Below are 21,428 nucleotides of genomic sequence, written 5' to 3'. Positions count from 1 at the left end.
CTTGTCTACTTCCGCTTGTTACGGCCGCCCTTGTGGGTGCCGTTCTCCGTACCGTTGTGGCTGTCGTACTTCTCGTACGCGTCGACGATACGGCCGACCAGCTTGTGCCGGACGACATCCTGGGACGACAGGCGGGAGAAGTGGACGTCGTCCAGCCCCTCCAGGATGTCCTGGACCTGCCGCAGACCCGACTTGGTTCCGTTCGGCAGGTCGACCTGCGTCACGTCACCCGTGATCACGATCTTCGAGTCGAAGCCGAGGCGGGTGAGGAACATCTTCATCTGCTCGGGCGACGTGTTCTGCGCCTCGTCGAGAATGATGAAGGCGTCATTGAGCGTACGGCCCCTCATGTACGCCAGTGGGGCCACCTCGATCGTGCCCGAGGCCATCAGCTTGGGGATCGAGTCCGGGTCCAGCATGTCGTGCAGCGCGTCGTACAGCGGGCGCAGGTAGGGGTCGATCTTCTCGTAGAGCGTGCCGGGCAGGAAGCCCAGGCGCTCGCCGGCCTCGACCGCCGGACGGGTCAGGATGATGCGGTTGACCTGCTTGGACTGCAGGGCCTGGACCGCCTTGGCCATGGCCAGGTAGGTCTTGCCGGTACCGGCGGGGCCGATGCCGAAGACGATCGTGTGCTTGTCGATCGCGTCGACGTACCGCTTCTGGTTGAGGGTCTTGGGTCTGATGGTGCGGCCGCGCGAGGACAGGATGTTCTGAGTCAGTACCTCGGCCGGGGTCTCCTGGCCGTCACTCGTCCCGTTCTCACTCGCCCGCAGCATGGCGATCGAGCGTTCCACTGCGTCCTCCGTCATCGGCTGCCCGGTGCGGAGCACCAGCATCATCTCGTCGAACAGGCGCTGGATGAGGGCGACTTCCCGTGGATCGCCGACCGCGCTGATCTCATTGCCCCGGACGTGGATGTCGGCCGCCGGGAAGGCCGTCTCTATCACGCGCAGAAGGGAGTCTCCGGACCCCAGCACCGTCACCATGGGGTGCTGGGCGGGAACCGTGAACTGTGCTCTCGCCTTGCCCTGCGCGGGCGTGTGAGCTGTGGGTGTCTGAGTCATAGGCCGGCCCGAAGGCCTCTGCGTCCTCCCGGATGCGTCTCGCCTGCCACGAGGGCGGCCTGGCGAGTTCAAGGGTACGCCAGGGGGCTGACAACGCCGTAGGGCTTTTACCGGGGCCGGGGCCCCGGCTGCGGTGCCCATGTCGGACTATGCCGAGCGGCCGAAACCGATCGTCGGGACCGCTCTGCGCAGCGGCCACGGGGCGGCCTCCTCCTCCGCCAGGAGCGGCGCCGGGAGCAGGCCGTCCAGGAACGCGTACCGGCGCAGTGCCTCGGGGTCCTGGCCCTCGACCGACTGGACCTTGCGCCACCAGGCCGCGATCTCGGACCAGCCGGGGGCGGAGAGGGAGCCGCCGAACTCCTGGACGGAGAGGGCGGCGGTGAGGCCGGCGAAGGCGAGGCGGTCGGCGAGCGGCCAGTCGGCGAGGGTGCCGGTGACGAAGCCGGCCACGAAGACGTCCCCGGCGCCGGTGGGGTCGAGGGCCTCGACGGCGATGGCCGGGACCTCGGCGCTCTCGCCGGTCCGGCGGTCCACGGCGACAGCGCCCTCCGCACCGAGCGTGACGACCGCGAGCGGTACGTGCGCGGTGAGGGCGTGGGCGGCGGCGCGGGGGCAGGTGGCGCCGGTGTAGCGCATGGCCTCCTCCGCGTTCGGCAGGAAGGCCTCGCAGTGCCGCAGGTCGGTGAGGCCGGCGAGGTTCCAGGCGCCGGTGTCGTCCCAGCCGACGTCGGCGAAGATGCGGGTGCCGCGGGCGGCGGCCTGCTCGATCCAGGGGTCGCGTTTGCCGGGGGTGAGGGAGGCGACGGCGGCGCGGGCGGGCGGCGGGCAGGTGGGGGCGGGCTCCTGCGGGGGCGGCTCGTGGCCGTGCGAGACCATCGTGCGCTCCCCCTCGTAGGCCATGGAGACGGTGACGGAGGAGTGCCAGCCGGGGACCGTGCGGGAGGTGCTGAGGTCGATGCCCTCGCCCCGTTCGAGGGCGTCCCAGCAGTACTCGCCGTAGTGGTCGTCGCCGAAGGCCGCGGCGAGGGACGTGCGCAGGCCGAGGCGGGCGAGTGCGGTGGCCATGTTGGCGACGCCGCCGGGGCTCGATCCCATGCCGCGCGCCCAGGACTCCGTCCCGCGCACCGGGGCGGAGTCGAGGCCGGTGAAGATGATGTCGAGGAAGACGGGGCCGGTGAGGTAGACGTCCCACGGCGGATCGTCGGGGGCGCGGTGGGCGGCCAGCGGGTCGACCCCGGCGGCCGGGCAGCCGCGGCCGCTCTGCCCGGCCGGACCGTTCGGACTGCTCAGGCCGGTCTGACGGGTCTGGTGGTGGTGTCCCTCTCCGGTGGACGCGGTCACGGTGCGCTCCCTGACGTGGTGCCGATCTGGCCAGTGTGCACCACGTCACCGACAACACGCGGGTCGCGCGAGCGACCGTCACCCGCGCCGGGGGATGCCGGTGCGGGCGACGGCCGTCTACCAGCGGGGGACGGCCGGGGTGATCCACTGCGGGTCGGCTGCGCGCATCGCCGCTGCGTCGTCGCGGTCGCGCAGGGCGCCGTCGTCGTCGAGCCAGCGTCGGTGGAGGAACGCCAGCTTGTCGCGGTCGAGTTCGACGCCGAGGCCGGGCGCGTCGGAGACGGTGACCTTGGCGTCGGTGAAGGTGAGGCGCTCGGTGAGGACGTCCTCCGGCTGCCAGGGGTAGTGGGAGTCGCAGGCGTGGTGCAGGTTGGGCACGGTCGAGGCGACGTGGGTCATCGCGGCCAGGCTGATCCCGAGGTGGGTGTTGGAGTGCATGGAGACGCCGATGCCGAACGTGCGGCAGATCGCGGCGAGTTGCTGGGTGTTGCGCAGTCCGCCCCAGTAGTGGTGGTCGGAGAGGACGACCTGGACGGCGTCCCGGGTGAACGCCTCCTTGATCTCGGCGAACGTCGTCACGCACATGTTGGTGGCGAGCGGCACGTCGGTCCTCGCGGCGACCTCGGCCATGGCCGGGGTGCCGAGGGCCGGGTCCTCCAGGTATTCGAGGAGGCCGCCGATCTCCTCGGCGACCTCGAGCGAGGTGGGAACGGACCAGGCGCCGTTGGGGTCGAGGCGCAGGGGGTGGCCGGGGAACGCCTCGGCCAGGGCGCGGACGGCGGCGATCTCCTCGTCCGGCGGGAAGACGCCGCCCTTGAGTTTGAAGGAGGTGAAGCCGTAGCGCTCCTTGAAGCGGCGGGCCTGCTCGACGACTCCGGCCGGGTCGACGGCGGCGCCCCAGTCGTCCTTCTCCGCAGCGACGCCCTCGGGGTGGTCGGCCCACCTGTAGAAGAGGTAGGCGCTGTACTCGACCGCGTCGCGCACCTTCCCGCCGAGCAGCGCGTGCACGGGCAGGCCGAGCGCCTTGCCGAGGGCGTCGAGGCAGGCGACCTCGAAGGCGGAGACGACGGACAGGCGCAGCTTGTCGGCGGTCTGGACGCCGCGTAGCCCGCCGACGTCGACCTGCCCGCAGACCCGGGAGCTGTCGACGGCCACCTCGTCGGCGACGGTGAACAGGCCGTTCAGATCGCTCACTTGACGGCCGATCAGCTTCTTGGCGAAGGGGCGGGCCAGTTCGAGGTACTTGGTGTCGCCGTAGGTCTCGCCGACGCCGGTGATCCCGTCGGCCGTGACGACCTCGACGATCAGCCGGGGGGTGTAGGGCTGGTGCACGCCCTGGGTGTTGAGCAGGGGCGGGTCGGCGACCAGGATCGGGGTCAGGCGGACGTCCGTGATCGTGAGGTCGGGGCTCACAGGGCGGCTCCCACGAGGTCGAGGCCGGCGCTCACGAGGGCCGTGAGGTCGGCCAGGTCGGCGGGAGAGGGGTCGGTGAGCGGGGCGCGGACGGGTCCGACGGGGCGTCCGCGCAGCCGGGCCGCGGCCTTCACCAGGGACACCGCGTACCCGGGCACCCGGTCGCGGAGCTCGACGAGCGGGACGTAGAAGTCGCGCAGCAGCCGCTCCACGGTCTTGTCGTCTCCGTCCCGCAACGCGCCGAAGAAGGCGTTCGCGATCTCGGGCGCGAAGGCGTGGACGGCGGAGGAGTAGGCGGGGACGGTGGCGTAGGCGCGGGCCTGGATCTCGGCGGTGGCGGCGCCGTTGAAGAAGAGGAAGTCCTCGGGTGCGGCGAGGGTGAGCCGCTGGAGGCGGTCGAGGTCACTGTGGCCGTCCTTGAGGCCGATGACGGTCGGCAGGGCGGCGATGCGGCGCAACGAGGTTGCCGTGAAAGCGACTTGACCGCGCTGGTAGGCGATGAGCGGCAGCCGGGTGCGGGCGGCGATCTGCTCCAGCTGGGCGACGAGGCCGTCCTGCGGGGCGGCGACGAGGTAGTGCGGGAGGACGAGGAGGGCGTCGGCGCCGGCCTCCTCGGCGATGCGCGCGAACCGCACGGCCTGGGCCCAGCCGTAGCCGACGCCGGCGACGACGGGCAGGCGGCCGGCCGCCTCCTCGACGGCGACGGTCACCACCTGCCGGTACTCGTCCTCGTCGAGGGAGAAGAACTCGCCGGTGCCGCAGGCGGGGAAGACCGCGCCCGGGGCGGTCGCGATCTGCGCCGCGACATGCGCGCGGAAGCCGTCCGGGTCGAGGGCGCCGTCGTCGTGGAAACTCGTGAGCGGGAACGACAGCACGCCGTCCGCCATCCCGGCCCGCAGCCTGCGCACCACGGTCTCCGGGTCCGTACCGCCGCCACTCACCTTGACTATCTCCCTATGTAGACGTAATCCACGTATGAAGATGGAGATTAGATACGTACACACCGGTCGTCAATGGGACGTCCCGAGCCAATGGGACGCCCCGACCCGCCTACGATCGGCTCATGGCGGAGACAGGTGGCGGGGGCGGCGTCCGCGAGGTCAAGTCGGCGGCGCGCACGGTCGAGCTGCTGGAGCTGCTCGCGGCGCGCGGTGACCGGCCGGCGCGGCTGCAGGAGCTGGCGGACGAGCTGGATGTGCCGCGCAGCTCGATGTACGCGCTGCTGCAGACCCTGATCAGCCGGGGCTGGGTGCGCACGGACGTCACCGGCTCCCTCTACGGCATCGGCATCCACGCCCTGCTGACCGGCACCAGCTACCTCGACTCCGACCCGCGCGTCCGGCTGGTGCGGCCCTGTCTCGACGAGGCGTCGGAGGCGCTGGGCGAGACCATCCACCTGGGCCGGCTGGACGGCCGGGGCGTCGCGTATCTGGCGACCCGCGAGTCGCACGAATATCTGCGCACCATCAGCCGGGTCGGACGACGGCTGCCCGCGCACGTCGGCGCGCTGGGCAAGGCGCTGCTCGCGCAGCGGCCGGACGAGGAGCTGCCCGAGGGGCCGTACGAGGCGCTGACCCCGCACTCCCACACCGACCGGGAGTCGCTGCTCGCCGACCTCGCGGGGGTGCGGGCGCGCGGGTACTCCGTGGACCGCGAGGAGGGCGTCCTCGGCATCGTCGGCTTCGGCTTCGCCCTGCGCTACGACATCCCCGCCCAGGACGCGATCAGTTGCTCGGTACCGGTGGCCCGGCTGACGCCGGAGCACGAGGAGCGGATCGTGACGGTGATGCGGGAGATCAGGGCGAAGATCGAGGCGACGGCGCCGGGTTCCGCCGGGGCCGCCCACTGGCGCTAGCGGACCACCCGCCGACGCGAGGCGTCACAGTTACCCCGGCTCCCCCGCCTCAAACGCAGCGCAAACGTAAAGTGATCCACATCACCCACCCCGCCCTTCTTCCGCAACCGCGTGCTTGATACAAATTGCCCGCGCGTTCCTGTCCGTCGACGGTCGGCGCCCAACCTCCTTTTCCTGAGCCGTCCCTTTCGCATGCCCTGGAACGCCCGTGTTCGCCCCTCGCACCACCGTGCCCTGGCCCATCGTCGCCCTTTTCACGGCCGGGTACCTCGCCCCCTACCTGCTGCCGACCGTCGTCGGCCGCCTCGACGCCGGGCTGCCGCTGTCCGCCACCGAGGCGGGCGCCGTCGGCAGTGCCCTGCTGCTGAGTTCGGCCGCCGCCGGGTTCCTGCTCGCCTCCCGCGTGGAGCGGGTCGGGGCGCGGACCCTCGCCCGCATCGGACTGACCCTCGCCGTCCTCGGCTACGGCGGAGCCGCCCTCGCCGGTGACGTGCCGGCCGTCGTCGCGGGCGCGGTCCTCGGCGGCTTCGGATCCGGTACGGCCACGACGGTGGCCGCCACCCGCGTCGCCGCCCAGCCCGACCCGCACCGCGCCTCCACGCTGGGCCTGCTCGCGGTCTCCGCGCTCGCGGGCGCCGTCTATCTGACGGTGCCGCACCTCGGCGCGGGACACGGGCAGCCGCTCGCCGCGATCGCGCTCACCGCGCTGGCCGTGTGGCCGCTGACCGGACGGCTGCCCGACCGGACGGCGCCCGCCCGCACCCGCCCCGAGGACCGCCCCGGCCGCCTCCCCCACCTGCGCTCCGGCCTCGTCCTGGCCGCCGCGATGCCCTGCTGGTCGCTGGTGCAGAACTCCCTGTGGGGCGTCAGCGGACGCATCGGCCTGACGCAGGCTCACCTCTCCGAGGCCGCCGTCGGCGTCGTCTTCGCGGTGGCGCTGGGCGCCGGGCTCATGGGCGTGCTCGGCGCGAGCGCGCTCGGGACGCGGCTGGGGCGGGCGGCGCCGATCGGCGCCGGGACCGTTCTCATCGCCGGCTGTGTCGTCGCCAGCGCGTCCGCGACCGGGCCGGTGAGCTTCGCGGCCGGCGAGATCGCCTGGAACGTCTTCTACCCGATCGTGCTGTCGTACCTGATCGGGCTCGCCGCCTCGCTCGACCCGCGCGGACGCTGGGCGGTCCTCGTCGGGTCGGCGGGCTCGCTGGGGACGGCGGCCGGGCCGCTCACCGGGAGCGTGCTGTCGGCGCAGGCCGGGTTCTCGGTGATGGGGCTGGTGCTGGGCGCCGGACTGCTCGTCGTCGCCGTCCCGATGACCGCCGTGGCCCTGCACACGGGCGGACGTCCGGTGCTCGCGGGCGGGGTCCTGCGGCGGGGCGGCGGCAGCCCGGAGCAGCCGGTGGTGGAGATCGCGGTGGAGACCCCGGCCGTGCCCGACCGGGACGCGTACGACACGGCCGGACCCCGGCCGGCGGGCGCCGCACCGGGGTCAGCGGCCTGACAGTCCCGGGCCGGCGGCCCGGACGCCTGGCTAGTTGTTGCGGATGAACGTCTTGGCCAGTTGGTCGCCGAGGGTCACCGCCGCGCTGTGGCTCTCGATGGGGGACACCTTGGAGTTCTTGAAGAGGATGTAGGTGACGCCGGAGTCCGTGCCGCCGTTCTCCGGGTCCGGGTCGATGCCGAGCGCCTTGGCCGTCGCGTACGAGGCCTCGCCGATGATCTTCGTGGGGCCGGTGTCGCCGACGACCGCGTACTCCACCTTGTTCTGGTAGATCACGGCGACGACCCCGCCGCCCTTGATGCCCGCGGAGCCGTAGTTCCAGAGGGAGCTGGAGCTGGGCACGACGACGTAGGGCAGCGAGTCGGCGCGCAGCGGCTTGCCGTCCGACTGGTGGAAGGCCGTGTCGTCCTGGTACCAGGGGTCGGTGTTCTCGCTGCACTTGGCGGTGCGCTGGCCGTCGCAGTCGACGTCCATGTCGGCCTTCCAGAAGACGGCGCCGTTCTTGCCGCAGACCGGGACGGAGGCCGATGTCTCGTCGTCGGTCTTGTACTTGCCGTTGGAGATCTGCGAGCAGGACGTCACCTTGGCGAGCAGGTCGGCCGCGCTGACCGAGCCCTCCTGTGTCGAGTCGGGGCCTGCGGAGGCGGTCGCCGGGAGGGCGGCGACGAGGAGGGCGGCCGCCGCGGCCGCGGTGAGGGGCAAGGTTCGAGAACGCACTGTGGGGGGACCCTTCTTCTGATAGGAAAGTTTCCTTACCGAGTGCGCTACAAGGTGGACCCGCCCCACGGGCCCCGTCAACCCCCTTAGCCCGAGGGGATATTGGCCGGAAAAGAGCCTGAGCCGATCGGTCCGGACCATTGACCGCGCCCGGTCCGGCCTGGACTCTGTTCCCCATCCCTCAGCCCAGTGCGTGAACCTCATACACACACGTGAACGACGGTCGACTCCTGAAGGCGGGAAAGACATGAGACGTTTCCGTGCCACGCCGGCCCTGCGTCCCGCGCTCACGGCGGGAGCGCTCGCCGCGGCGGGTCTGCTGACGGTCTCGGCCGCGGCCCCGCCCACCGCCGCGCAGCCCCCGTCCATCACCCGTCCGGCAGCCGCCACCGACTGGTCCGTGGCCATGGTCGACTCGACCACGGCCCGCTTCACCCCGAGCACCATCGGCGGCTGGTCGTACCCCGTCGGCCTGTATCTCTACGGCCAGTACCTCACCTACCGGCGCACGCACGAGCCGCGGCACCTCTCGTACATCCGGACCTACGTGGACCGCTTCGTGCACGCCGACGGCAGCATCGACCAGAGGTTCAACAGTCTCGACAGCATGCAGGCCGGCCGGCTGCTGGTGATCCTGCACCACGAGACCGGCGACGACCGCTACCGCATCGCGGCCCGCACGATCCGCGACCGGCTGGACAGCTACCCGCGCACCTCCGACGGCGGCTTCTGGCACGCCGACACCAGCAGTCGCGCCCACCAACTCTGGTCGGACGGCGTCTACATGGTGAACCCGTTCCTCGTCGAGTACGGCAAGGAGTTCGGCGACTCGGCATACGCCGACGACGAGGCGGCCCGGCAACTGGCCGTCTACGGCAGCCATCTCCAGGTCTCAGGCGGCCTGCTACGGCACGCCTACGACGAGTCGAAGACCGTCAGTTGGGCGGATCCGGCGACCGGGCTCGCCCCGGAGCACTGGTGCCGGGCCGTCGGCTGGTACTCGATGGCGATGGTGAACGTCCTCGACGCCATCCCGGCGCGGCAGGCCCGCCGTCCGCAGCTCCTGCGCATCTTCCGGCAGTTGGCCGCCGCTCTGGAGCGCTACCAGGACCCGGCGACCGGCCGCTGGTTCCAGGTGATCGACAAGGGCGGACAGAGCGACAACTGGACCGAGACCTCCTGCTCCAGCATGTTCACCTACGCCCTCTCGCGCGGCGCCCAGCAGGGATACATCGACAGGCACTACCAGGCCGTCGCACAGCGCGGCTACGAGGGCGTACTCGCCCGGATCTCACTCGGCGTGGACGGCCGCACCAGCCTCACCGACATCTCCATCGGCACCAACGTCGGCGACTACGCCTTCTACATCGCGCGGCCCCGGGAGACCAACGACTTCCACGGTCTCGGTTCCTTCCTGATCATGAACGAGCAGCTCAGGTCCCGGTAGTCCACAGCTGACAGCCCACAGCCCACAGCCCACGGGCCGAACCCACCCCCCACCACAATGAGGTAAGTGTCATGAGCACATCACGCAGGACCTTGCTCGGCGCGGCGATCGGCGGCGCCGCGACGGCCACCGTCGGCGGTCTGCCCGGCACCGCGCACGCCGCCTCCTGGCAGCAGAAGTGGGCGCCGTCCGCGAGCAGCGACGGCCTCGGCGCCTTCGAGACCGTCGAGGACGACCGCGCCGACTCCCACCCCGCGGCCAAGCCGCACATCTTCGCCACCGGCAACAACTGGCGCTTCAACATGCACACGGTCGACCGGGACACCTCCACCGACCGCCAGCGCCAGGAGGTCACCGGGCTGCGCAACGGCAGCGGCAGCAACTACCTCAAGTGGACCTCGGGCCAGACCTGGCGGCTGACGTACTCGATGTACATCCCCAGCTCCCTGAAGGCGACCACCACCTTCACCCACATCATGCAGATGAAGCAGCCCGGCGCCGGCAGTTCGCCGATCGTCGTGCAGTCGCTGCGCCGGGTGAACGGGGTGCAGACCATCGAGCTGAAGGTCATCGAGGGCGATGTCCTAGTCGGCCGCACCAACCTCGATCCCCTGCACGACAAATGGACCGACGTCGACTTCCAGATCAAGATCGGCAACGGCTCGTCCGGCACGGTGCGCTGGATCCTCAAGAGCGGTTCCACCACCGTCATCGACGCCTCCAAGACCGGTGTCGACACCTTCCTCGCCGACCGGGTCCGCCCGAAGTGGGGCATCTACCGCTCCCTGGGCGACACCTCCGGGTCCCTTCAGAACTGCTACCTGCTGCTCACCAATCTGCGCGGCTACCAACTCCTCTGATCGGACGGTCCCATGCAGCAGCGCACGCCATGGGCGACGACCGTCCTCCTGGCCTTCGCCGTCGTGCTCGGCCTGAGCCATCCGCCGGCCCTCGCGGCCGGGCAACAGCCTTACCGCGCAGCCGAGTTCGGCGTACGCGACTACGGCGCCAAGGGCACTGGCTCGGCCAACGACACCCCGGCCGTCATCGCCGACGCGGCGAGCGGCATCCGGTGGGCCGCGTCCACCGACTCCACCCGCTACAGGCGGCTGCAGGTCGACGAGGCCTGGATCGGTACTTCCTATGTGATCGAGGGACGCTCATGACACGGATCAGATCGCTGGTGCTCACCCTGGCGGGGCTGCTGCTGGTGTCCGCGATTCCGCTGCTCGGCGGCGCGCGCCCGGCCGCCGCCTCCGACAACGGCCTCTCGCTGCGCCCCGCCATGGGCTGGAGCAGCTGGAGCCTGGTACGCCGCACGCCGACCGAGGCGAAGCTCAAGGCGCAGGCCGACGCGATGGTGTCGAGCGGCCTGAAGAACCACGGCTTCGTCTACGTCAACCTCGACGACTTCTACCAGAAGTGCGACGCAGGCGGCTTCGTCGTCGACTCCTACGGCCGCTGGGCGGTCGATCCGGCCAAGTTCCCCTCGGGCATCAAGGCGCTCGCCGACTACATCCATTCCAAGGGCCTGAAGTTCGGCTTCTACGTCACCCCGGGCATCGCCAAGAACGCGGTCACCGCGAACACTCCGATCGAGGGGACGCCGTACCACGCCAAGGACATCGCGGACACCTCGAAGACCGAGAAGAACTACAACTGCAAGAACATGTACTACATCGACTACTCCAAGCCGGGCGCGCAGGAGTTCGTGAACTCGTGGGCCCGGCAGTACGCCTCCTGGGGTGTCGACTACCTGAAGATCGACGGTGTGGGCAGCCAGGACGTCCCCGACGTCGAGGCCTGGGACAAGGCGCTGCGGGCCGGCGGACGGCCCATCAACTTCGCGCTCTCCAACAGCCTGCCGATCGCCCAGGGCGGCACCTGGCGGCAACTGGCGAACAGCTGGCGCACCCAGGGTGACGTCGAGTGCTACTGCGGCCCGGGGGACAACGGCAGCGGCTACCCCCTCACCGACTGGTCGCACGTCTCCTCCCGCTTCGACTCGGCCGCCTCCTGGCAGCAGTACGCCGGTCCCGGCGGCTGGAACGACCTCGACTCGCTGGAGATCGGCAACGGCGACCAGGTGGGACTCACCGCCGACCAGCGCCGCTCGCACTTCACCCTGTGGGCCATGGCGGGGGCTCCGCTGCTGCTGGGCACCGATCTGACGAACCTCGACCCGGTCGACAAGGCGATGCTGACCAACGACCGGCTGATCGGCGTCGACCAGGACGGGGTCGCGGCGAAACGCCTCGTGAAGAGCGGGGTCCAGCAGGTCTGGAGCAAGCGGGAGAGCAACGGCGACTACGTCGTCGCCCTCTTCAACACGGGTACGTCCGGGAACTCGACGGTCAGTGTGACCTGGTCGCAGGTCGGCTTCACCGGCACCGGCGATGTGACGGATCTCTGGTCGGGCTCGCACAAGGGCGAGATCGCCAACTCGTACAGTGCGACGCTTCGACCGGGGGAGACCCGGCTGATCCGGGTGAAGCCCGTCGCCGGCGCCGCTCCGCAGGCCTCTCCCGGTATGGCGGTGGCCCCCTACGAGTATCTCGGCTGGGGCAGCCCGCAGAACCCCACGGCGGTCATGTCGGCGACCGGCGTCAGGTGGTTCACGCTCGCCTTCATCCTGTCCGACGGCGGCTGCAACCCGAAGTGGGACGGTTCCCGCCCGCTGACCGGCGGCAACGACCAGTCGAAGATCAACGCCATCAGAGCGGCCGGCGGTGATGTCATGGTCTCCGTGGGCGGCTGGAGCGGCGCCAAACTCGGCGAGAAGTGCTCCAGTGCCGCAGCGCTGGCCGGCGCCTACCAGAAGGTGATCGACGCCTACGGACTCAAGGCCATCGACATCGACATCGAGAACACCGAGTGGTCCAACGCCACGGTCCGCCAGCGGGTCGTCGACGCGCTGAAGACCGTGAAGGCGAACAACGCCGGGCTGAAGACCGTCATCACCTTCGGCACCACCACCAGCGGCCCGGACTCCACCGGCGTCGACATGATCAAGCGTGCCGCCAACTCAGGGCTCGCCAACGACGTCTGGTGCGTCATGCCGTTCGACTTCGGCGGCGGCACCACGAACATGGGCACCCTCACCACGCAGGCCATGGAGGGCCTCAAGGCCCGCGTCAAGTCGGCCTACAGCTACAGCGATGCGACGGCCTACGCCCACATCGGCCTGTCGTCGATGAACGGCAAGACCGACGACTCCGGCGAGCTGGTCCGCGTCGCGGACTTCAAGACCATGCTCGCCTACGCCCAGCAGCACCACATCGGGCGCCTCACCTACTGGTCCGTCAACCGCGACCGGGCCTGCGGTTCCGGCTCCGCCGGCGACGCATGCAGCGGCGTGACACAGCAGCCGTACGACTACCTCAAGGTCTTCGCCCGGTACACGGGCTGAGAGGGCGAACATGAAACCCGGAAGAATCCCCCTGCTGAGCACGGCCCTGGCCCTCGCGGTCCCGCTGCTCGGTCTGAGCGCGGCGACCGCCCGGGCGGCCACCGACCACCAGGCCGAGAACGCCGTCGTCTCCCAGGGCACGGTGGCCACCAACCACACCGGCTACACGGGCACCGGCTTCGTCGACTACACCAACATCAAGGGCTCGTACGTGGAGTTCACGGTGAGCGCGGCGGCGGCCGGCACCTCCTCGCTGACGCTCCGCTACGCCAACGGCACGGCCGTCGACCGGCCCATGGACGTCTCCGTGGGCGGCACGGTCGTAGCCTCCGGCGTGTCCTTCCCGGCCACCGCCGACTGGAACACCTGGGCGAGCAAGAGCCTCGACATCCCCCTGACCGCCGGCACCAACAAGATCCGCGCCACCGCCACCACGGACAACGGCGGCCCCAACCTCGACCGGATCAGCATCGGCGCCGCGGCCGACACCCAGGCGCCGAGCCGCCCCGGCCCGCCCAGCTGCTCCGCGATCACCGAGAACGCCCTCACCCTCAGCTGGGGCGCCGCCACCGACAACGTGGGCGTGACGGCGTACGACCTCTACGAGCACGGAAACAAGCTCGGCGAGGCGGCCGGCAGCGCCACCTCCAAGGCGCTCACCGGGCTGAGCCCGGACACCACCTACAACCTCACCGTCATCGCCCGCGACGCCGCAGGCAACGCCTCGCCCGCCAGCCCTGTCGTGGACTGCACCACCGCGAAGAGCACCGACACCAGCGCGCCCAGCAGACCCGGCACGCTCAAGGCCACCGAGGTGACCGCGAACAGCGCCGCGCTGAGCTGGGGCGCCTCCACGGACGACCGGGCGGTGACCGCGTACGACATCCGCAGCGGTGACACCGTGTACAAAAGTGTCACGGGTACGTCCACGAAACTGACCGGGCTCGCCTGCGACAGCCCGTACTCGCTGAACGTGGTGGCACGGGACGCGGCCGGCAATGTGTCGGAGGCGAGCAACACCGTCGGCTTCACCACCAAGGCCTGCACGACGGACGGCGGGGTGCCCTCGTCGATCGCCACGGTCTCCACCGGCTGGACCATCCCCTGGGGCACCTACTGGATGCCCGACGGCCAGAGCGCGCTGGTCACCGAGCGGGACGACTTCCGGGTCTGGAAGGTGACCAAGGACGGCACGAAGACCCAGGTCGGCACCGTGCCCAACGCCGTCACCACCAACGGCGAGGGCGGACTGCTGGGCGTCGCCGTCGACCCCAAGTGGGAGACCAACCACTACGTGTACTTCATGCACACGGCGGACGAGGGCAACCGGGTCGTCCGTATGACGTACAGCGGCAGCTCACTGACCGGCTACACCGTCCTGCTCCAGGGCATCAAGAAGAACCGCTACCACAACGGCGGACGGCTGGCGTTCGGCCCCGACGGCTATCTGTACGTCTCCACCGGCGAGGCCCAGACGCCCGATCTCGCCCAGGACAAGAACTCCCTCAACGGCAAGATCCTGCGCATGACGACCGACGGGAAGCCGGCCCCCGGCAACCCCTTCGGCAACTACGTCTACAGCCTCGGCCACCGCAACCCGCAGGGCCTCGCCTTCGACCGCAACGGGCGGCTGTGGGAGGCCGAGTTCGGCAACAGCTCCAAGGACGAGCTGAACCTGATCAAGCCGGGCGCCAACTACGGCTGGCCGACCTGCGAGGGCGCCTGTGACGTCGCCGGCATGACCAACCCGAAGAAGACCTGGAACGTCTCCGAGGCCTCACCGAGCGGGATCGCCATCGTCCGCAACGTCGTCTACATGGCGTCGCTGCGCGGCGAGCGGCTGTGGCGGATCCCGATCAACGGCGACACGGAGAACGTCGGCACGGCGACCGCGTACTACGTGGGCACCTACGGGCGGCTGCGAACCGTCACCAAGGTACCGGGAGTCGACCAGCTCTGGCTGTCGACGACCAACTGCGACAACAACGGAGGAGCGGCGGACGGATCGGACAAGATCTTCCGCCTCGGCATCGATTAGAAGACCGAATCCGAACGACAGGCCCTAGAAGACGTACGCGTCGACCTCGGCGAGACACCGGGCCCGCCGCTCCTCGTCGTCCTCCAGGAAGGAGGCGACGAAGGAGTTGCGGGCCAGCTCGCGCAGCCGTTCCTCGCTCAGGCCGAGGGTGGTGCGTACGGCGTCGAAGTTATCGCCGGCGTAGCCGCCGAAGTAGGCGGGGTCGTCGGAGTTGACCGTGCAGACCAGGCCCGCGTCGAGCATCGCGGGCAGCGGGTGGTCGGCGAGGGCGTCGACGGCGCGCAGCCGTACGTTGGACAGCGGGCACAGCGTCAGCGGGATCCGCTCCCGCACCAGCCGCTCCACGAGGGCAGCGTCCTCCATGCAGCGCAGCCCGTGGTCGACGCGCTCCACGCCGAGGACGTCGAGGGCCTCGGTGATGTACTCCGGCGGCCCCTCCTCACCAGCGTGCGCGACGCGCCGCAGCCCCAGCGCGGCGGCGGCCTCGTACACCTCGCGGAACTTCACCGGCGGATGCCCGACCTCGGCGGAGTCCAGCCCGATGCCGACGATCCGGTCGAGGTAGGGCTTGGCCGCGTCCAGCGTCGCGAGGGCCGACTCGGCGGACTCGTCGCGCAGGAAGCAGAGGATGAGCCGGGTGGAGACGCCGTGCTCGGCCTCGCTGCTGCCGAGGGCCCGCCACAGGCCCTCCACCACCGTGCCCATGTCGATCCCGCGCGCGAGGTGGGCCTGCGGGTCGAAGAAGATCTCCGCGTGCCGCACGCCCTGCGCGGCGGCGCGGGCCAGGTAGGCGTTCGCGAGGTCCTCGAAGTCCCGCTCGGTGCGCAGGACCGCCATCAGCTCGTAGTACAGGTTCAGGAAGGACTGCAGATCCTCGAACCGGTACTTCTCGCGGAGCTCTTCGGTGTCGGCGTACGGCAGCGCGACGCCGTTGCGGGCGGCAAGCTCGAACGCCAGCTCCGGCTCCAGGGTGCCTTCGATGTGCAGGTGCAGTTCAGCTTTGGGGAGGGGCATCAAAGCATCGTACGGCCGATTCATCTCCGTTTCGGAACCGGCACTCTCAGGAGGTCGTGCGCCACGGTCAGCTCGCCCTCGAACCCGGCGGCCCGCGCCTGCCGCTCGAACTCCTCCGGCTCGGAGTAGCGCTGGCTGAAGTGGGTGAGGACGAGGTGGCGGACCCCTGCGTCCCGGGCGGCGCGGGCGGCCTGGCCGGCGGTCAGATGCCCGTGGTCGACGGCGAGCGGCTCGTCCTCGTCGAGGAAGGTCGACTCGATGACGAGCAGGTCCGCGCCCTCGGCGAGGGCGTGCACCCCGTCGCACAGCCGGGTGTCCATGACGAACGCGAACCGCTGTCCGCGGCGCGGTTCGCTGACGTCGTCGAGAACGACGCCTGCGATGGATCCCTCCCGCTGGATCCGGCCGACGTCGGGGCCCTTGATGCCGTGCGCGGCGAGACGGTCGGGCAGCATGCGGCGGCCGTCGGGTTCGACGAGCCGGTAGCCGTAGGACTCGACGGGGTGGGAGAGCTTGACGGCTTCGAGGGTGTAGGAGGCGGTGGTGGCGAGGGGGCCGTCCGCGTCGACCGGGGCCTCGGTGACGCCGACGGTCTCGCGGTAGGCGGTGGAGTAGCGCAGCCGGTCGAAGAAGCGCTGCCCGGAACGCGGGAAGTGCGCGGTGACCGGGTGCGGGACCTGGTCCAGGTTGATGCGCTGGATGACTCCGGCGAGACCGAGGCAGTGGTCGCCGTGGAAGTGCGTGACGCAGATCCGGTTGAGGTCGTGCGCGGCTACGCCGGCGCGCAGCAGCTGCCGCTGGGTGCCCTCGCCCGGGTCGAAGAGGATGCCCTCGCCGTCCCAGCGCAGGAGGTAGCCGTTGTGGTTGCGGTGTCTGGTCGGGACCTGGCTGGCGGTCCCGAGGACCACGAGTTCGCGTACGGACACGGCGACTTACCCGGGGGGCCAGTGCAGGCCGCGGCCGCCGAGGACGTGCGCGTGGGCGTGGAACACGGTCTGTCCGGCGCCGGCGCCGGTGTTGAAGACGATGCGGTAGCTCTCCAGCTTGTCCTCGTCGGCGACGGCCTGCGCCTCGCGCAGCATGTCCGCGGCGATCGTGGGTTCGGCGGCGGCGAGTTCGGCGGCGTTCGCGTAGTGCACGCGGGGGATGACCAGGACGTGGGTGGGCGCCTGGGGGTTGATGTCCCTGAAGGCGATGGTCGTCTCCGTCTCACGCACGATCGTCGCCGGAATGTGCCCTTCGACGATCTTGCAGAACAGACAGTCGTCCTGCGGCTCCCCTGCCATATGGGTCTCCTTCGGGCCGGTGATCTCTTGCCGGGGCATCGTATCCGGGGGCTGCTGTCCCGGGTTTGCTCACCTTTCCCGCAAGCGAGTCGGGGGCGGGGTTCAGGGGGCGGAGCCCCCTGGGGGTCAGGGCAGCGGGGGCGGCGGCGTCTTGGCGGGGGTCGTCTCCAGGGCCGTCAACGCCAACCGCACCGCCTCGTCCAGTTGGACATCGCGGCCCGCGCCGTAGTCCTGGGGGCGGCAGACGACCTCGACGTCGGGGTCGACGCCGTGGTTCTCCACGCCCCACTCGTAACCCTCCAACCAGGTCGCGTACTTGGGCTGGGTGACGAGCGTCCCGTCGACGAGGTGGTACCGGCTGTCGATGCCGATCGTCCCGCCCCAGGTGCGGGTGCCCACCACCGGCCCGATCCCGAGCGCCTTGATCGCCGCGTTGACGATGTCCCCGTCGGAGCCGGAGAACTCGTTGGCGACGGCGACGACGGGCCCGCGGGGCGCGTCCTCCGGGTAGCTGGACGCCCGCATGCCGCGCGGCACGTCCCAGCCGACGATGCGCCGGGCGAGCTTCTCGACGACCAGCTGGGAGGTGTGCCCGCCCCGGTTCTCCCGGACGTCCACGATCAGCCCCTCCCGCGCGACCTCGACCCGCAGATCACGGTGGATCTGGGCCCAGCCGGGCGCCTGCATGTCGGGCACGTGGAGATACCCGAGCCGTCCGCCGGAGGCCTCGTGCACATACGCCCGCCGGTCCGCGACCCACGCGTGGTAGCGCAGCGCCTCCTCGTCGGCGACGGGGACGACGACCGCGTGTCGCGGCTCTCCCCCGCCGGACGGCGAGATCGTCAGCTCGACGACCTTGCCCGCCGTGCCGACGAGCAGCGGTGCGGGCCCGGTCACCGGGTCCACGGGATGGCCGCCGACGGCGACGATCGCGTCCCCCGCCCGCACCGCGACGCCCGGTGCGGCGAGCGGCGAGCGGGCGTCGGGGTCGGAGGTCTCCGAGGGCAGGACCCGGTCGATGCGCCAACTGCCGTCCTCGTGACGGGAGATGTCCGCGCCGAGCAGGCCCTGCCGGGCGCCGCCGCCCCCGCGGCCGCCGCGCGGCATGACGTAGGCGTGCGAGGTGCCGAGTTCGCCGTGCACCTCCCACAGCAGGTCGACGAGGTCGTCGTGGGTCGCGACGCGCTCCAGCACCGGCCGGTAACGGTCGAGGACGCCGTCCCAGTCGACGCCGCCGAGGTCCGCCCGCCAGAAGTTGTCCCGCATGATCCGGCCGGTCTCGTCGTACATCTGCCGCCACTCGGCGGTCGGGTCGACGGTGCGGCGGATCCGGCCGAGGTCGACGGTGACGTTGCTGTCGCTGTCCTCGTCGCCCGAGGCGCGCCGGTCGCTGGGGACGACCTTGAGCTTGCCGTCGGTCCACAGCAGCAGCCGCTTGCCGTCGCCGCTGACCTCGAAGCCGTCGGCGTCGGCGGCGAGGTGCTCGATGCGCTGCTGGGCGAGGTCGTAGCGCTCCAGCTCGGTGTCGGGATCGGGGTCGTCCGGGGTGGCGCGGGAGGCGCCGAGGACACCGCGCACCGGGTAGCGCAGCCACAGCACGCCGTCCTTCGCCGCGGCCAGGCCGGCGTAGAGGCCGGCCTCGACCGGGAAGGGCACGATCCGGTCGGCGAGGCCTTCGAGGTCGATACGGGTGGTCGGGGCGCCCTCGCTGTCGGGCGTCTCGTCCTTGTCGGGGGCCTCGAAGGGGCGGCCGTGGCGCTGCGGTCCGAACGGGGACGGGGTCGTCGCCGCGAGGGTGATGAGGTGCGGGCGGGCGCCGGCCACGAAGGACAGGTCGAAGGCGTGCTGGTCGTAGACCGGGTCGAAGGCGCGCGTGGAGAGGAACGCGAGGTGCTTGCCGTCGAGGGTGAAGACGGGCGCGTAGTCCCTGAAGCGCAGCGGGGTCGCCTCGGTGACGGACAGGTCTGTGACATTGGCGAGCTTGATCTGGGAGAGCGGGCGCGGGCCCGGGTGCGACCAGGCCAGCCAGGCCGAGTCCGGCGAGAAGGCCAGATCGCCGACCTCGCCGTCGGGGCTGCTGTCGACCTCGCGGACCTCGCCGGTCTCCCGCTCGACGAGCAGCAGCCGCCCGTCGTGGACGGCGACGGCGGCCCGGCTGCCGTCGGGCGCCATGGCGAGTTCGAGGACCCGGCCGAGCTGTCCGGCGGCGAGCCGGCGCGGGGTGGCGCCGGGGGCCGTGCCGGTGGCCGGGGCGAACTCCAGCGCGTCCTCGCCCTCCGCGTCCGTCACCCACACCACCCACTCCTCGCCCTCCGTGCGGAAGGTGCGCGGCAGACGGGCCCGTACGCCGGGTTCGGCGGCGAGCGCGCGGGCGGGCCCGGAACGGTGGGTGATCCAGTGGACGGCCCCGCGGATCTCCACGGCGCTGCCGCGCGCGGTGTGGTCGGGCGCGGCCCCGCCCAGCCAGCGGGCGGCGGTCACCTGGTAGGGGCGGCGGTCGGTGCGCTGGCCGCCGAGGCGGATGTCGAGCCGGCGCGGCTCGGCGCCGTCCAGGTCGTCCAACAGCCACAGTTCCCCGGCGGACATGTACACGATCCGTGTGCCGTCGCCGGCGGCCTGCCGGGCGTAGAAGCCTTCGAGGGGGGTGTGCCGGCGCAGATCGGAGCCGTCGGCGAGGGAGGAGTACAGGGCTCCCGTGCCCTCGTGGTCGGACAGGAACGCGAGCCGATCCCCCGCCCACACCGGGTACTCGATGTTGCCGTCCAGTTCCTCGTGCAGCCGGACGAACTCGCCCTGGCCCTCCCGGTCGATCCACAGTTTGCCGGCCGTGCCGCCCCGGTAGCGCTTCCAGTGGGCGGCCTCGCGGCCCATCGGCGCGGACAGCAGCACGGTGTGCGGGCCGTGGGCGACCGCGCCGACGGGCCCGTACGGCAGGGTGGTCGCGGGTCCGCCGTCGACGGGGACGGCGCGGGCCCAGCTGCGGCGCAGGGTCGCCTGGTCGTGGGTGCTGACGGCGAGGACCTGACCGTCGGGGGTCCAGCCGCGCACCCGGGTCTGCCAACTCCCCCAGTACGTCAGGCGGGTGGACGGTCCCCCGTCGACGGGGGCGATGTGCACCTCGGGGGCGCCGTCGCGGGTGGAGGTCCAGGCGACGGTGGTGCCGTCGGGCGAGATACGGGGCATGGAGACCGGCATGTTGTCGGCGCTGACCCGCCAGGCGCGACCCCCGTCGAGGGGGGCCAGCCAGACGTCGTCCTCGGCGGCGAAGGCCACCGACTCGCCGTGCAGGTGCGGGAATCGGAAGTATGCGGCAGGCGTCGCGGACTGTGTCACCAGATCACTGTATTCAGCTACGGCACCGCAGGTCAGGGGTTTCGATCACTTCCCTGCCCCGCCGCCGCCTCCGCCGCCGTCCACGGTCTCGGTGACGGTCACCGTGACCGTGACGGTCGGCCGGCCGCCGGGCTGCGCGGAACCGGACGGCTTGACCGGCGACGGCGTCGCCGACCTGCAGTCGCCGAGGCCGCTCACCCGGAACAGCTGCTTCTTGCCCACGACGGCGGTCAGGTCCCCGCGCACGCACGCACCGTCGACCGCCCGCGTGATCTTCCCGGTGACGGTGATGTCCTTCCCGTCACCGGTCTGCCCCTTGCAGTCGACGGAGGCGACCGCCTCCGCCTTCGCCCGGTCCTCGTACTGAGCCGTGCAGGTCAGCCAGCGCACCTTCACGTCCCGCCGCTCGATCTCCGCCGTCGCGGCCTGGTCGGTGGTGTACGCCACGGACATGGCGCTCAGCCCGCCCGGCTCGCACGCCACGGCGGCGCCCGCCACGACGACCACGACCGGGAGTAGCCAAATCCGCCTCAAAGCCCCCATGGAGGGCAGCGTGCCACTCGGGCAGGCCCCGCGGAAGACCTCATACAGCCGTTCTACGCCGACCCCATGGAACTCAGCCGCGCAGCAGCAGCCACTCCTGAAGTTCCACCAGGTTGCCCTCCGGGTCCTTCAGATGGGCGACGCGCATGCGGTCGGTCATCGGAGCCGGGCCGTGCAGCAGGGTCGCGCCGCGGGCGGTGAGCTGCGCGCAGTAGACGTCCAGATCGTCGACGCGCAGCACCACCAGCGAGCGGTGGCCCGCCGTCGCGTCGCCCAGTTCACCGAGGACCTCGGCCATCATCGCCCGGTCCTGAAGGGCGATCCCCGCCGAGCCGGTCGCGGGACTGAACTTCTCGTACGGCCCGTTCGCCGCCTCCGACTGCGGCCTGAGGCCGAGGACCTCGGCGTAGAACCGGTAGCACGCGGCGAAGTCGGTGACGAGGAGCCGCACTTGGGCGAGTTCCACGAAATCC

Annotated in this window: 18 protein-coding genes; 7 read left to right on the top strand and 11 right to left on the bottom strand. The window is 71.2% G+C overall.

What is annotated here, in order from left to right:
- Positions 1 to 5 precede the first annotated feature (5 nt).
- The 4 genes from ACIBTS_RS05295 to ACIBTS_RS05280 all read right to left on the bottom strand — a co-directional run bounded on the left by ACIBTS_RS05295 (position 6) and on the right by ACIBTS_RS05280 (position 4,705).
- Positions 6 to 1,064, bottom strand: a complete 1,059-nt coding sequence (locus ACIBTS_RS05295) for a PhoH family protein (RefSeq protein WP_399316737.1) — start codon at positions 1,062 to 1,064, stop codon at positions 6 to 8.
- A 147-nt stretch (positions 1,065 to 1,211) separates the two neighbouring features.
- Entirely contained in the window at positions 1,212 to 2,354 is a 1,143-nt protein-coding gene (locus tag ACIBTS_RS05290; RefSeq protein WP_399317187.1) for a carbohydrate kinase family protein, read from the bottom strand.
- Between the two features lie 168 nt (positions 2,355 to 2,522).
- Positions 2,523 to 3,818: a glucarate dehydratase family protein gene (locus tag ACIBTS_RS05285; protein ID WP_399316735.1), complete on the bottom strand. Its 1,296-nt coding sequence runs from the start codon at positions 3,816 to 3,818 to the stop codon at positions 2,523 to 2,525.
- Positions 3,815 to 4,705 (bottom strand): 5-dehydro-4-deoxyglucarate dehydratase, encoded by an 891-nt coding sequence (locus ACIBTS_RS05280; protein ID WP_399317186.1) that lies wholly within the window; start codon positions 4,703 to 4,705, stop codon positions 3,815 to 3,817. Before ACIBTS_RS05280 ends, ACIBTS_RS05285 begins: the two co-directional genes overlap by 4 nt.
- 176 nt (positions 4,706 to 4,881) lie before the next feature.
- Between ACIBTS_RS05280 and ACIBTS_RS05275 the strand changes: the two genes are divergently transcribed.
- Together ACIBTS_RS05275 and ACIBTS_RS05270 are read left to right on the top strand one after the other, a co-directional pair.
- On the top strand, positions 4,882 to 5,673 hold the full coding sequence (locus tag ACIBTS_RS05275) for an IclR family transcriptional regulator (RefSeq protein ID WP_399316733.1): 792 nt from the start codon (positions 4,882 to 4,884) through the stop codon (positions 5,671 to 5,673).
- A gap of 208 nt (positions 5,674 to 5,881) precedes the next feature.
- Positions 5,882 to 7,168 carry an MFS transporter gene (locus tag ACIBTS_RS05270; RefSeq protein ID WP_399316731.1) on the top strand — a complete coding sequence of 429 codons (1,287 nt, stop codon included), beginning with the start codon at positions 5,882 to 5,884 and terminating at the stop codon, positions 7,166 to 7,168.
- A 30-nt stretch (positions 7,169 to 7,198) separates the two neighbouring features.
- On the opposite strand, the gene ACIBTS_RS05265 is transcribed toward ACIBTS_RS05270, so the two are convergent.
- Positions 7,199 to 7,885 carry a glycoside hydrolase family 75 protein gene (locus tag ACIBTS_RS05265; protein WP_399316729.1) on the bottom strand — a complete coding sequence of 229 codons (687 nt, stop codon included), beginning with the start codon at positions 7,883 to 7,885 and terminating at the stop codon, positions 7,199 to 7,201.
- Between the two features lie 247 nt (positions 7,886 to 8,132).
- Here ACIBTS_RS05265 and ACIBTS_RS05260 point away from each other — a divergent pair, with 247 nt between their 5' ends.
- The 5 genes from ACIBTS_RS05260 (at position 8,133) to ACIBTS_RS05240 (ending at position 14,779) form a co-directional block, all read left to right on the top strand.
- Positions 8,133 to 9,332 carry a glycoside hydrolase family 105 protein gene (locus ACIBTS_RS05260; protein WP_399316728.1) on the top strand — a complete coding sequence of 400 codons (1,200 nt, stop codon included), beginning with the start codon at positions 8,133 to 8,135 and terminating at the stop codon, positions 9,330 to 9,332.
- Between the two features lie 71 nt (positions 9,333 to 9,403).
- On the top strand, positions 9,404 to 10,192 hold the full coding sequence (locus ACIBTS_RS05255) for a Tat pathway signal sequence domain protein (protein ID WP_399316725.1): 789 nt from the start codon (positions 9,404 to 9,406) through the stop codon (positions 10,190 to 10,192).
- Between the two features lie 12 nt (positions 10,193 to 10,204).
- Entirely contained in the window at positions 10,205 to 10,498 is a 294-nt protein-coding gene (locus ACIBTS_RS05250) for a hypothetical protein (RefSeq protein ID WP_399316724.1), read from the top strand.
- The gene (locus ACIBTS_RS05245; protein ID WP_399316722.1) at positions 10,495 to 12,741 is read left to right on the top strand and encodes an alpha-galactosidase; all 2,247 of its coding nucleotides are present in this window, start codon (positions 10,495 to 10,497) and stop codon (positions 12,739 to 12,741) included. The genes ACIBTS_RS05250 and ACIBTS_RS05245 overlap by 4 nt, the downstream gene beginning before the upstream one ends.
- 10 nt (positions 12,742 to 12,751) lie before the next feature.
- Positions 12,752 to 14,779 (top strand): PQQ-dependent sugar dehydrogenase, encoded by a 2,028-nt coding sequence (locus tag ACIBTS_RS05240; RefSeq protein WP_399316720.1) that lies wholly within the window; start codon positions 12,752 to 12,754, stop codon positions 14,777 to 14,779.
- A gap of 24 nt (positions 14,780 to 14,803) precedes the next feature.
- Here ACIBTS_RS05240 and ACIBTS_RS05235 read toward each other — a convergent pair whose 3' ends face one another.
- From ACIBTS_RS05235 to ACIBTS_RS05210, 6 genes are all read right to left on the bottom strand, one after another.
- Complete coding sequence (locus ACIBTS_RS05235; RefSeq protein ID WP_319675241.1) at positions 14,804 to 15,793, bottom strand: adenosine deaminase; 990 nt, start codon at positions 15,791 to 15,793, stop codon at positions 14,804 to 14,806.
- A gap of 20 nt (positions 15,794 to 15,813) precedes the next feature.
- A complete protein-coding gene (locus tag ACIBTS_RS05230; protein WP_319675240.1) occupies positions 15,814 to 16,719 on the bottom strand; it encodes a ribonuclease Z in 906 nt (301 codons plus the stop codon).
- A 6-nt stretch (positions 16,720 to 16,725) separates the two neighbouring features.
- Complete coding sequence (locus ACIBTS_RS05225; RefSeq protein WP_399316718.1) at positions 16,726 to 17,079, bottom strand: histidine triad nucleotide-binding protein; 354 nt, start codon at positions 17,077 to 17,079, stop codon at positions 16,726 to 16,728.
- Between the two features lie 126 nt (positions 17,080 to 17,205).
- Positions 17,206 to 20,412 (bottom strand): S41 family peptidase, encoded by a 3,207-nt coding sequence (locus ACIBTS_RS05220; RefSeq protein ID WP_399316717.1) that lies wholly within the window; start codon positions 20,410 to 20,412, stop codon positions 17,206 to 17,208.
- Positions 20,413 to 20,457: 45 nt separating this feature from the next.
- Entirely contained in the window at positions 20,458 to 20,955 is a 498-nt protein-coding gene (locus ACIBTS_RS05215; protein WP_399316715.1) for a hypothetical protein, read from the bottom strand.
- A gap of 73 nt (positions 20,956 to 21,028) precedes the next feature.
- Positions 21,029 to 21,421 (bottom strand): VOC family protein, encoded by a 393-nt coding sequence (locus ACIBTS_RS05210; protein WP_399316713.1) that lies wholly within the window; start codon positions 21,419 to 21,421, stop codon positions 21,029 to 21,031.
- Positions 21,422 to 21,428 lie beyond the last annotated feature (7 nt).

Source organism: Streptomyces sp. NPDC050121 (assembly GCF_044460385.1).
In the GTDB taxonomy this organism is placed as follows: Bacteria; Actinomycetota; Actinomycetes; order Streptomycetales; family Streptomycetaceae; genus Streptomyces; species Streptomyces soliscabiei.
Note: the sequence above shows the minus strand (reverse complement) of the source record. Positions and strands in the feature narration are given on the sequence as shown.

Bases quoted from the DNA above. Each gene is read 5' to 3' on its own strand.
- ACIBTS_RS05295 (WP_399316737.1), bottom strand. From the start codon at position 1,064: ATGACTCAGACACCCACAGCTCACACGCCCGCGCAGGGCAAGGCGAGA.
- ACIBTS_RS05280 (WP_399317186.1), bottom strand. From the start codon at position 4,705: ATGGCGGACGGCGTGCTGTCGTTCCCGCTCACGAGTTTCCACGACGAC.
- ACIBTS_RS05275 (WP_399316733.1), top strand. From the start codon at position 4,882: ATGGCGGAGACAGGTGGCGGGGGCGGCGTCCGCGAGGTCAAGTCGGCG.
- ACIBTS_RS05260 (WP_399316728.1), top strand. From the start codon at position 8,133: ATGAGACGTTTCCGTGCCACGCCGGCCCTGCGTCCCGCGCTCACGGCG.
- ACIBTS_RS05255 (WP_399316725.1), top strand. From the start codon at position 9,404: ATGAGCACATCACGCAGGACCTTGCTCGGCGCGGCGATCGGCGGCGCC.
- ACIBTS_RS05250 (WP_399316724.1), top strand. From the start codon at position 10,205: ATGCAGCAGCGCACGCCATGGGCGACGACCGTCCTCCTGGCCTTCGCC.
- ACIBTS_RS05245 (WP_399316722.1), top strand. From the start codon at position 10,495: ATGACACGGATCAGATCGCTGGTGCTCACCCTGGCGGGGCTGCTGCTG.
- ACIBTS_RS05240 (WP_399316720.1), top strand. From the start codon at position 12,752: ATGAAACCCGGAAGAATCCCCCTGCTGAGCACGGCCCTGGCCCTCGCG.
- ACIBTS_RS05235 (WP_319675241.1), bottom strand. From the start codon at position 15,793: ATGCCCCTCCCCAAAGCTGAACTGCACCTGCACATCGAAGGCACCCTG.
- ACIBTS_RS05225 (WP_399316718.1), bottom strand. From the start codon at position 17,079: ATGGCAGGGGAGCCGCAGGACGACTGTCTGTTCTGCAAGATCGTCGAA.
- ACIBTS_RS05215 (WP_399316715.1), bottom strand. From the start codon at position 20,955: ATGGGGGCTTTGAGGCGGATTTGGCTACTCCCGGTCGTGGTCGTCGTG.